This window comes from Vibrio sp. 10N.286.52.C3 (genome assembly GCF_041468865.1).
GTDB lineage: Bacteria > Pseudomonadota > Gammaproteobacteria > Enterobacterales > Vibrionaceae > Vibrio > Vibrio crassostreae_C.
Window position 1 is genome coordinate 91,536 of record NZ_JBFRJM010000025.1, and the last position, 10,866, is coordinate 102,401.

Here is a 10,866-nt window from a genome sequence, read left to right on the forward strand (position 1 = left end):
TCTAACCGGATGTTCAGCGCTAACGAAAGAGCTGGCAGACCACTGGCTGTTACTAACTTAAAGCGACTATACGTTGACGACCATGCTGCCATCTTCGGCTTGATAACGAGCCCATAGTTGAGAGAGGTTTTCTTTATTAAGCTGTATCTCTTTTTCTTTCAGAAACGTTTCGTTGTGCAGCTTCGAATACGAGCGCTCAGCAAGGTCACAGCTAAATGTAACGATGGTTTTCCCTTTCCCCATTCTAGCCGCAGCGTATAGCGCACCTGCTACGTTCAACGACGAACTGCTTCCTAGAAGAACACCGTCATGTTCCGCAACAAGGCGGGATATCGTCACCAAATCCTGATCGGGAAGCGTGATTGCACGATTGATTTTTGCCTGCCTGAAATTTTCAACCGTTCGCATGATCCCTATGCCTTCCGTGAACGAACTTCCCGTTGATTGATAGTGTCCATTACGTAGAAACGAATAAATGCCGGACCCATTTGGGTCAACTAACCAAGTTTCGAGATTGGGTTGCTGCTCAGATAGATAGTGTGAGTTTCCGGCAATGGTTCCACCCGTCCCCACCACTGAAACTAGAGCATCAATATTCCCCTGTGTTTGCTGCCAGATCTCAGGTCCAGTATTTAAATAGTGCGCTCGATAATTACTGAGATTGTTTGCAATATGGGCAGATGACATCGCGACTCCATTTATTTGTTGAGGATAAGTTTGTTCATCGATTGGGTTGTCGATGATCATAAGCGTAGCTCTGGGGTCTGCTTAGTCAAGAAGTGCCGGAATTGAAAAGACTCTCATTTTCCAAATAGCAATTATAATTAGGGGTGACCGATTAGATTGAGGGCAAAAAAATGTTTCTAAAAGAGAAAAAACCGGTGACCTCGTTGATGTAACTGAAATGACCAAATTAACCAACTTATTTCAAGACAGTATCGAAGGTCGGTTTCAAGCAGGCGAAGAACAGCAAGACCCTGAGATGTTTAAAAAGTCCGAACTGATGTTTATGTCAGGGGAAGAGTTACCTCGATGCTGGACAGATCCAAACTACCGCTCAGGGACTAAATAACCTTAGCGCTTCCAGAGCACCCGATGAGTCGCAATTTAAGCTCTGTTCTAAAACTGTTTCACGATCGCCTTGTAGGCTATCCCCCTGTTAAAACATTCAGACGCATCTTTACTAGACACAAAAAGCGAGCCACTTGGGCTCGCTTTTGATTGTCTTTTTCTTGCTTAGACTTCAGTTCAGATTACAGAAGTTCTACCGACTGTTGAGCAATCACGAATTCTTCGTTGGTTGGCAAGCTATTATAATCGCACCTATTAACACGGGTTTGGACATAAACGATTTAGATAAATAGCTCTAAATCGTTTCTAAAAGATGAGAAAAAGTAACTTGAAAGCTCGGATGCAACTACCATCGTCCATCTAGCGAGCGCAAAATAACGACCTGTTTAGATCAAAGCATTGAACTCTCTTGCTGCTGTTTCTTTTTCTCCTCTTGTTTGCTCTGGACATTAAAAGCTTTTAAAAGGTCTGAGTGGATATAATTCATAGATAGCTGAAAGTTCATATGTGGAGCTTCCAATGTAATCTCAGTCTCACCATCTTTGTATGTCGCAGATTTATTCCCAACGAAAGGGATTTTTTGGTTTACTAGTTGATATTTTTTTCCAAGAGTGCCATTCAAATAATCAAACTTATTTTTTGGTAATTCAGTTAAAACCGCAATCAGTTTGTTGGAGCGACTAAAGATCACCGTCACATCATTGATGCCTTCGAATTGTATTTGATTTCGAGGGATCTGATACATATCGCCTTGACTATACTTATTGATACCTTGGTGGGATACGTTGTATTTGCTTTTAAGTTGTTCAACAGTGGTTTCACCAATCGTTAGCCCAAATACAGTAGGGTTTGCGAATACTGATTGGCATACAAATAATAGTGTAAAGATTAATTTCTTCATTTTCCATTCCATTTTAGTAAAGATGAGTATTGTTTAAGTAACCAATGGTGTGGTTTTTAGGGATATATATCTCTGTCCATTTACTTCCAGAGGACAACACATAAACACGCTGACCCTGTGGCAATGTAAGCAACTCTTTACTGTCAAAATTGCCTTCTTTATAAACTGAAGCTTTTTTGATCTGAACGGTTTTAGTTCTAAGTTTATTTAGTATTCCACTTAGGTTTGATTGCGCTTCTTTGTGATTTTGTTGTGCAGACTTTGCGTACCAGAAGGCAGCTAATTGATTGCTTTTCCTTACCCCTGTGCCATTTTCATACATTACTCCTAAGTTATTCTGTGCTACATCATTACCTTGCCTTGCCGACTTTTCGTACCATTTGAAAGCTTGATAACGATCTTTTTCTGTGCCACGACCTTGGTCATACATAACCCCAAGGTTATTCTGAGCTGAGACAGAGCCTTGCTCGGCTGCTTTCTGATACCATTTGAATGCCTTTCTGGAGCTTGCAGGAACTCCTTCGCCATTACTTAACATCCAGCCCAGTCTGAATTGAGCGTCAACATCTCCTTTCTCAGCAGCTTGAAGATACCATTTATAAGCTTGTGTTAGATTCTTATCTCTACCCAACCCTTTATAATAGTGTTGAGCAATAAAATAATCTGATGCAGCATTATCTGATTTACTTGCTATAGAGTACCAGTCAAATGATTTCTGATAGTCCTGCTTTACCCCATTGCCATTAAAATACATCCCAGCTAAATTATATGCAGCGTACTTATTCTCATTCGCAACCTTCGATAGTAGTTTAAATGCTTTATCTGTGTCTTTTTCAGTACCAATTCCGTACAAATAATATCTTCCCAAAGAGGCTGTTGGGACTGTCCAACCTGAAGAAGCTGCTTTTGACATCCAGTAGAAGGCTGATTCCTTGTCTATATTCGTACCTTGTCCATTCTCATATAACCACGCTAGATTTCTGGCTGAGTCCCTATTTCCGTCTTTTGCTGATTTAGAGTACCAATGAATCGCTTTATTATAATCCTGTGGAACACCGTGGCCATTATCAAAAGCAAGTCCCATATAGAAAGAGCAATACGTATAGCTACCAACACATTGTTCATACCATTTTAGGGATTGCTTATATTCTTTTTTCTCCCAATATAGCTCACCTAGCTTCTTTATTGAGTAAGCGTCACTTTCTTCTGCTTTTAACCATAAAGGAAATAAGTCTTTATGGTCAGCTAGTTCTTTTAATGCTTTCTCTGATTTATTCTTTGATGCTTTATTAAGGTATGCTTGTGCTTCTTTGAATTTTTCTTGTTTAAGCGCATGCATACCATAATCAAATTGAGCATTAACTAAACCAGAATCCGCCGCTTTTTTAAGCCAGATAATATCTTCATCTGATGGACGGTTCGTTGAGGTATATAAGCGATACATTGAACGATTATCGCCTTCTAAAGCCAATTTTTGCCAAGATTCTCTTGCTTTAGCATAATCACCATCTTGATAGGCTTCTTCTGCCGATTCATATGTTGCTGCACAACCTGACAATATCAACGTGACTATAACACTAGCCAACCACTTGCGTTTTAACATTATCTTTTTCCTTAAAGCGTTGTAATAATTTGTAAATATCATTACATATGCTACAAAGCTTAACTTTATATTTCAAGCAGTTGCAAGTGTAAAACCGTCAGTTATCACTAAATTTAGTTTTACATGTTGTAATATAATTGCAGCAAAAATAGTTTCCTTTTGAACTAGTAGGCGTAGGAAGCGTGCTGACAAAGAGAGTGACTACTGAAAATAACTTTTACTAAGGCAAATTTACTTAAAGTAAAGGTGGTTAAGTTTTCACTCTAGCTTGAAAAGGGACAAAAGTGAGTTAACTCTAGCCTCGCTGACTCGAAGATCTACTAGACGAAGAAAGTATCGTTCGTGATGATTTAACCAACATAAAAAAAAGCGAGCACTAAGCTCGCTTTTAACCATCTGTTTTTAAAGTAAATTACAGTAGTTCTACCGACTGTTGAGCAATCACGAATTCTTCATTGGTTGGATTGCTATTAGTATCGCATCTGCTAGTAAGAGTGTGGTCAAAATTATTTAGACCACAATTTTAAACGACGTTGCAAAGATGAGTCTTACTCAATATCAGCAATTAGAACAACTATCCAAGCAAAGTGTAGGAAGTAAGCGCTATGTGACTCCCAGCAAAAGGATAAATTGCGCAGTCTAACTCAATGTAATCACGGTTTTTCGTTTTGTGGTTTCACTGTGTTTCAACGCATCAAGCATCTGCTCGAATTTAAAAGTGACAGGAATACTAACTTCAACACTCCCATTTTCAATACGCTCAAGCAGCGCTTCACCATTTTGCATTAATGTATGCCAATCATCTTTATCACCAAAATTATGTAACGCTCCAAGGGCTATTTCGTGGTAAGAAATAGTGCGCGTAAATGGAGGGTCAATGGGTTTAGCAATACGATCTTGAATGCAGACAATATGTCCATTCGCTCTTAACAGCGGCACTAAATGGGCGGCATTTTCCCCACTCACCGCATCAAAAATGGCGAAGTATTTCATGTCGATTTGAGATTGCTCCCGATAAACTTGGCGAATACCTAAACTTTTGGCTCGCTCTTCGCTCAGACTCGCGGAGACAACATCAACGATATAACCCGCTCTGACAAGGATCTGGGATAACAAATTATTCACCGCGCCAAAACCAACGACAAGCACTTCTCTTTGTTGGGTTAATGGAATTTTTTCAAATGCTTGCCACGCAGTTAGCATCGGACAAGGCAGTGCCGCGGCAAGTTCAAAAGATAGGCTCTCAGGTAGTGTCATCACTCGCTCAACGTTCAAAACAGTATATTTAGCGAAGCTACCATGGCGATTTAGTGAACCATGATATGCCACTCGACGGCCAATTAGACTGGGATCAACTTTAGAACCTACTTGTACGACGACGCCTGCACCATCAACACCTGGAACATGGCCATTCGGCCAATTTAAAGGATTGGCTTTAATAAATTTCCAATCCACAGGGTTAATACCAATCGCTTTGTTTTGTACTAAGATTTCGCTGTCATCTAAAGCTGCTCTTTCAGCCTTACCTAAAACAAGACTGTGTTTCTCAGTTTGATATTGCCAAATTCGATAGGGTTCCATATCACTTCCACTCGCTTAATGAAAAGGTAAGGCACCAAAGAGTTATCGTCCTTGGTACCTGGTGTATTAGGCTTGATAAGTTGGATAATCGACGTAGCCTTCGGCTCCGCCCCCATACAAGGTCAACCTAGCATCGGCATCAAACTCGGCCAATGGTAAATCATGAACAAATCGGGCGACTAAATCAGGGTTCGTTACAAAAGGAGTACCAAAGGCAACGAAATCAGCATACTGCTTATCTAGCAACTGTTGGGCAGATTGCTTGGTCAACTTTCCTGCAACCATGATTGGATTAGAGTATATTCGGCGTACTTGCTGGCGAAACTCTTCAGGCACCTCTACATAGCGTGATATGTTTTCTGAAAAATGCACATACGCAAGGTTCATCAGTTGTAGTTTTTCCAGCAATGCTAACGTTAGCGGAACAATTTCAACATCATCCCCAGCAAAACCCTCTCCGATATGAGGAGACAGACGAACCGCAACTCTTTCCCCACCAATTTCGTCGGTAAGTGCTTGCAACGTATCAACCAAAAAGCGCATGCGATTCTCTTGGCTGCCACCATATTGATCACTTCTTTGGTTGCTTTCTAAGCGTAAAAAGGTATCAAACAAGTAACCATGCGCAGCATGAATTTCCACGCCATCAAAACCAGCTTCAATGGCGTTTTTGCCCGCTTGTACAAAATCCGCAATCGTGCTCTTAATGTCTTGCAGCGTCATCTCCCGTGGCGTTTCAGTTTCAATCATCCCAAAGCCACCTTCAGCTAGTGGGCCAAATACTTGATCTGGGATTTTAATCGCTGATGGGGCTAACGGCTTAGTACCTGAAATATCAGAATGACTGCGTCGCCCCACATGCCAAAGTTGAGTAAATATTTTCCCGCCATCTTGATGCACAGCTTGGGTGGTTTTTTTCCAGCCTTCGATGTGCTCTGGGGTATAAATGCCCGGAGTCATCGAATAACCTCGTGCAGCCGCTGAGATCGGGGTGCCCTCTGATACAATGAGTCCAGCACTGGCACGCTGACGGTAGTAGGTTGCCATCATCTCGTTTGGTACATCACCAGGTTGAGACGTGCGTGAACGAGTCATCGGCGCCATCGCGATACGGTTTTTAGTCTCAAGTCCGTGACCTTTAAATACCTTAAACATACTTACCCCCTTAAGCTTTATACGTTGGATAATCAATCAGACCTTTCTCACCACCACCAAACAAGGTGTTTGGATCATGCTCTGCCAATGGGTAGCCGTGAAGTAGACGTTCAGGAAGATCGGGATTCGCCACAAAAGGTCGACCAAAGCCGATCATATCAGCCAGTCCGTCATCAATAGCTTGCTTTGCTTTTTCCGCATTATAACGACCTGCGTAGATCAGCACGCCTTGAAAAGCATTGCGCATTGCACGTTTGAATGAGACGGGTGTATCTGGTGCATCATCCCAATCGACTTCAGCAATATGTAGGTACACGATATGATGTTTATTGAGTAACGCTGCGGCAGCGGTATAAGTCTCAATAGGGTTAGCATCAACAGTACCATTGAGGGTTGTTAAAGGTGCCAAGCGCACACCAACGCGATCAGCGCCAATGGCATCGACCATTGCAGTAACAACTTCATCAAGAAAACGAAGACGGTTTTCAAGACATCCACCGTACTCATCAGTGCGATCATTCGCATCTGAATCAATAAATTGGTTAATTAAATAACCATTAGCGGCATGCAGTTCAATGCCATCAAAGCCTGCCTCAATGGCATTCAATGCGGCTTGACGGTAATCTTCGATCACTTGCTGAATATCGGCTTTTGTCATCGCTCTAGGCTGAACGACGTCAACAAAACCAGGTTCATCACTGCCATTATCAACGAATACTTTGACGTTTTCCGCTTTTAATGCGGAGGAAGAAATCGGTTGCTTACCACCGATGTTATCTGGGTGAGTGACTCTTCCCACATGCCAAAGCTGCGCGAAAATAGCGCCTTGTTTGGCATGCACAGCGTCTGTCACTTTACGCCAACCAGCAATCTGCTCAGGTGTGTAAATACCTGGGGTCCATGCATAGCCTTTTGCCGTCGCTGAAATTTGCGTACCTTCAGACACAATCAATCCTGCACTGGCACGCTGAGCGTAATAGGTTGCCATCATGTCATTTGCGACATCACCAGGCTGACTGGCTCTTGAACGCGTCATCGGTGGCATGACAATGCGGTTTTTGAGTGTGAGTCCACCCAATGTGAATGGTTTAAATAGTGATAGTGACATAGTTGAGCCCTCTTCATTTGATAGGGGCATACTAGCAAATGAGTCACCAATCATTTATAGCAATAAAGGCAAATAATATTTGTATAAATTGCAACAATCAGCTTGTTTAAGCGGGTTACAGGGTTAGCTTTGGCTTAATAAAATCAATAAAAGCGGAGATCCGCTTGGCCACAGAAGAAGTCTTATAATACACAGCGTTGACTTGTTCTCTTCGTGGATGACTGATTTTTTCGCTCTCCAACAGCGAGATTAAACGTCCTTCGGCAATATCTTTATTCACCATAAACCCTGATAGACATGCAATGCCATTTCCTGCCAACACAATTTGTCGAATGGTTTCGCCATTACTTGATGACATCAAAGCGTCTAGTTGGGTAAAACCTTTTAAAGGCCAGTCATTCAAAATTTTGGGGGCGACAAATCCAATGAGATTATGCTGAGCAAGATCGCTGCTTTTAGTGGGGAGCCCGCGTTTTGAGATATATTCTGGTGAAGCCACAATATACAAGGGGCTTCGACCCAGCGACCGAGCATGTAGCGTAGAATCGCTCAACGTACCAATCCGAATTGCTAAATCGGTTTTCTTTTCTAGTAAATCCACAATGCCTTCATTGGAGGTTATTTCTAGCTCAATATCGGGATAGGCTTGATTAAATGACTGCACCAATGGCACCAGTTGATGAAACACAAACGGACTAGCCGCGTCGACACGTAAACGGCCTTTGGGCAATTCCCCACGGGAAATAATATCTTCTTCCGCCTGCTGTAATTGCATTAATCCCACCCGCACAGAGTCAATGAACTGGCGTCCTTCATCGGTTAATTCAATACGTCTAGTGGTTCGGTTTAGAATAGTGACCCCAAGTTGACTCTCCACTTTACTGACCGCTCTGGATACTCGCGCGACTTGGATATCTAGGCTCTCTGCTGCCGCTGAAAAACCTCCGGTATCGACTACAGCTAGTAAAATGGCTAAATCATCAGATTTTGTTCGCATGCTATTTCCCTCAACTTTATCCAATCGCTCATCAGCTTTATTGCATTTATAACAAATATCATTTGTAAAAACCTCTGTTTTTCACAAAAAATCTTTAATGCAAAATGCCCCCCATCAATTAACAACGCGACGGCATAGCGACCAATACATCGGCTATTGCTGGTCATTTTCAAACAACAGAGAGTAAATATTATGCCTTTAGCACTTCTTGCATTGACGCTCAGCGCCTTTGCTATTGGAACAACGGAGTTTGTGATCGTGGGGCTACTCCCGACCATGGCCTCCGACCTAAATATATCACTGCCTTCAGCAGGCTTGCTGGTTAGCCTTTATGCACTTGGTGTTGCCATTGGCGCCCCGGTTTTAACGGCTTTAACAGGAAAGTGGAATCGTAAACACGTATTGATTACCGTCATGTCACTGTTTGTTGTCGGTAACTTAGTTGCATGGCAAGCACCTGGATATAACACCCTGATTATCGCTCGTATTTTGACAGGTTTAGCCCATGGTGTATTTTTCTCCATTGGTTCAACCATTGCTACCGGTCTGGTACCAAAAGAAAAAGCCGCCAGCGCCATTGCGATTATGTTCACTGGTTTAACCGTGGCGTTAGTCACAGGCGTGCCGCTTGGGACATACATAGGTCAAACCTTTGGCTGGCAATCAACCTTCTTAGTTGTTGCGCTATTAGGTTTAATCGCATTAATTGGTAGTGCTTTCTTAGTACCAAATAACTTAAAACAACCTGCTGCAGCTAAGCTTTCATCGCAGCTTAAGGTATTAACTCAACCTAGATTATTACTGGTTTATGCGATTACTGCACTGGGTTATGGCGGCACTTTTACAGCATTCACTTTCCTTGCTCCTATTTTGCAGCAAGAAACTGGCTTTAGTGCGAATGCAATTAGTTTAATTATGTTGGTTTATGGAGTCTCAGTTGCGATTGGTAATATTTGGGGCGGAAAAATGGCCGATAAAATGGGCCCAATAAAAGCCCTTAGCATTATTTTTACTGGTCTTGCAGCTGTGCTTATCGTGTTCAATTTTACCGCCGTTAACCCTATTGCCGCGGTAGCCACGATTTTAGTTTGGGGGGCATTTGCATTCGGTAATGTTCCAGGTTTACAAGTATATGTAGTGAAACTTGCTGAAAAATATACACCAGATGCAGTGGATGTTGCTTCCGGTTTAAACATTGCCGCCTTTAACGTTGGTATTGCACTTGGTTCATGGGGCGGAGGGATGGTTGTCGCTGAAGCAGGCTTAATGCATACACCTTGGGTAGGTGCAGTAGTTGTACTGATAGCGCTTGCTTTGACCCGCTTTAGTGGCCGTCTTGATAAGCGTGCAGAAAGTTAATGGTAAAAATGTATTAATGAAATAAACACGACTCTTACCCTTAGAGCTGGTCAATGCAGCAGCATTGGCCAGCTTTTCGCAACTTATATTGATTGGTATTAGACAAGATTGAAACTGATAAGAGGCACTCAATGAAAACCGTTTTTATTACTGGAGCTAATCGTGGCTTAGGATTAGAGCTTGCAAAGCAATATGCACAGCGACATTACAAGGTCATCGCTTGCTGTCGCGATATTGATTCAGCGCATGAGTTAACCCTGTTAGCACAACAGTATTCAACCATTCGCCCTTATGCTCTAGATGTTAGTCATGAAACAGATATTCTCGCTTTAACTGAGGTGTTTAAAGAGCAACCTATTGATGTACTTATTCATAATGCTGGGGTGAGTGGTGAAGGATGTGACAACTTAGGCAATATGGATCAGCAAAGATGGCTAGAGGTGTTAAAGGTCAATACCATCGCACCCATGTTAATCACGCAGGCCTTGCTCAATAATATTCTAGCCGGCCAAGATAAAACCATAATCGGGATGACCTCAATACTGGCCAGTATTGATGATAACCGCTCAGGGGGACGATACAGCTATCGAGCATCAAAAGCGGCCCTCAACCAAATAATTAAATCTCTAGCCTGTGAATTATCCGAAGCGGGAGTGAAGACCATGGCAATTCATCCAGGTTGGGTAAAAACCGATATGGGTGGAAAGGAAGGCAAGGTAACAGTAAAAGAGAGTGTTACAGGCATGCTTAATGTTATCGACAATTTAAAACTTAAGCATTCAGGTTCATTTTTTGTCTACGATGGCACTCAATTGCCATGGTAAGCCTAGTAGTTACGTCTCATACAAACTCTAAGGGTAGGATATGCTTTTAACCTTTATAGTTTTAATCCTTTCTATTGTCGCTTTGCTCGGGTGGTATTTACACAAAGTCTCCCGTGACATTTCCCAAATTGACTGGGATTGGGATGACGATGAGATCCTATAAATTGATATTGCCTGCATCTATGGCTGGTCACATTACATATCCTAAGGAACGACTGCGATCTTACTCTGGAATGAGTAAATACTTTAACGTGATGTATGGAATCC

Annotated in this window: 9 protein-coding genes and 1 pseudogene; 3 read left to right on the plus strand and 7 right to left on the minus strand. The window is 42.2% G+C overall.

The features are described from left to right. Positions 1-66 precede the first annotated feature (66 nt). A pseudogene (locus AB4138_RS10455) lies at positions 67-663 on the minus strand (pyridoxal-phosphate dependent enzyme); the annotation flags it as partial. 241 nt (positions 664-904) lie between these two features. Here AB4138_RS10455 and AB4138_RS10460 point away from each other — a divergent pair. Next, positions 905-1,072 carry a hypothetical protein gene (locus AB4138_RS10460; protein ID WP_017062447.1) on the plus strand — a complete coding sequence of 56 codons (168 nt, stop codon included), beginning with the start codon at positions 905-907 and terminating at the stop codon, positions 1,070-1,072. Between the two features lie 390 nt (positions 1,073-1,462). Here AB4138_RS10460 and AB4138_RS10465 read toward each other — a convergent pair whose 3' ends face one another. From AB4138_RS10465 to AB4138_RS10490, 6 genes are all read right to left on the minus strand, one after another. Next, positions 1,463-1,972 carry a hypothetical protein gene (locus tag AB4138_RS10465; protein ID WP_372305941.1) on the minus strand — a complete coding sequence of 170 codons (510 nt, stop codon included), beginning with the start codon at positions 1,970-1,972 and terminating at the stop codon, positions 1,463-1,465. A 13-nt stretch (positions 1,973-1,985) separates the two neighbouring features. Next, positions 1,986-3,575, minus strand: coding sequence for a hypothetical protein (locus tag AB4138_RS10470; RefSeq protein WP_372305944.1), 1,590 nt, complete (start codon positions 3,573-3,575; stop codon positions 1,986-1,988). A gap of 639 nt (positions 3,576-4,214) precedes the next feature. Continuing rightward, positions 4,215-5,156, minus strand: coding sequence for a zinc-binding dehydrogenase (locus AB4138_RS10475; RefSeq protein ID WP_017062694.1), 942 nt, complete (start codon positions 5,154-5,156; stop codon positions 4,215-4,217). A gap of 66 nt (positions 5,157-5,222) precedes the next feature. Further along, positions 5,223-6,311 carry an alkene reductase gene (locus AB4138_RS10480; protein WP_372305946.1) on the minus strand — a complete coding sequence of 363 codons (1,089 nt, stop codon included), beginning with the start codon at positions 6,309-6,311 and terminating at the stop codon, positions 5,223-5,225. Positions 6,312-6,321: 10 nt separating this feature from the next. Then, positions 6,322-7,419 carry an alkene reductase gene (locus AB4138_RS10485; RefSeq protein WP_372305949.1) on the minus strand — a complete coding sequence of 366 codons (1,098 nt, stop codon included), beginning with the start codon at positions 7,417-7,419 and terminating at the stop codon, positions 6,322-6,324. 115 nt (positions 7,420-7,534) lie between these two features. After that, positions 7,535-8,416: a LysR substrate-binding domain-containing protein gene (locus tag AB4138_RS10490; protein ID WP_017062691.1), complete on the minus strand. Its 882-nt coding sequence runs from the start codon at positions 8,414-8,416 to the stop codon at positions 7,535-7,537. Between the two features lie 192 nt (positions 8,417-8,608). On the opposite strand from AB4138_RS10490, the gene AB4138_RS10495 reads away from it, so the two are divergent. Both AB4138_RS10495 and AB4138_RS10500 read left to right on the plus strand, forming a co-directional pair. Further along, the gene (locus AB4138_RS10495) at positions 8,609-9,775 is read left to right on the plus strand and encodes an MFS transporter (RefSeq protein ID WP_029235440.1); all 1,167 of its coding nucleotides are present in this window, start codon (positions 8,609-8,611) and stop codon (positions 9,773-9,775) included. Between the two features lie 131 nt (positions 9,776-9,906). Then, positions 9,907-10,599 (plus strand): SDR family oxidoreductase, encoded by a 693-nt coding sequence (locus AB4138_RS10500; RefSeq protein ID WP_017068416.1) that lies wholly within the window; start codon positions 9,907-9,909, stop codon positions 10,597-10,599. Positions 10,600-10,866: the final 267 nt, after the last annotated feature.

What these genes read in the sequence shown, in the direction of transcription:
- AB4138_RS10475 (WP_017062694.1), bottom strand. Translation starts at nt 5,156, where the DNA reads ATGGAACCCTATCGAATTTGGCAATATCAAACTGAGAAACACAGTCTT.
- AB4138_RS10460 (WP_017062447.1), top strand. Translation starts at nt 905, where the DNA reads ATGACCAAATTAACCAACTTATTTCAAGACAGTATCGAAGGTCGGTTT.
- AB4138_RS10470 (WP_372305944.1), bottom strand. Translation starts at nt 3,575, where the DNA reads ATGTTAAAACGCAAGTGGTTGGCTAGTGTTATAGTCACGTTGATATTG.
- AB4138_RS10465 (WP_372305941.1), bottom strand. Translation starts at nt 1,972, where the DNA reads ATGAAGAAATTAATCTTTACACTATTATTTGTATGCCAATCAGTATTC.
- AB4138_RS10485 (WP_372305949.1), bottom strand. Translation starts at nt 7,419, where the DNA reads ATGTCACTATCACTATTTAAACCATTCACATTGGGTGGACTCACACTC.
- AB4138_RS10490 (WP_017062691.1), bottom strand. Translation starts at nt 8,416, where the DNA reads ATGCGAACAAAATCTGATGATTTAGCCATTTTACTAGCTGTAGTCGAT.
- AB4138_RS10495 (WP_029235440.1), top strand. Translation starts at nt 8,609, where the DNA reads ATGCCTTTAGCACTTCTTGCATTGACGCTCAGCGCCTTTGCTATTGGA.
- AB4138_RS10480 (WP_372305946.1), bottom strand. Translation starts at nt 6,311, where the DNA reads ATGTTTAAGGTATTTAAAGGTCACGGACTTGAGACTAAAAACCGTATC.
- AB4138_RS10500 (WP_017068416.1), top strand. Translation starts at nt 9,907, where the DNA reads ATGAAAACCGTTTTTATTACTGGAGCTAATCGTGGCTTAGGATTAGAG.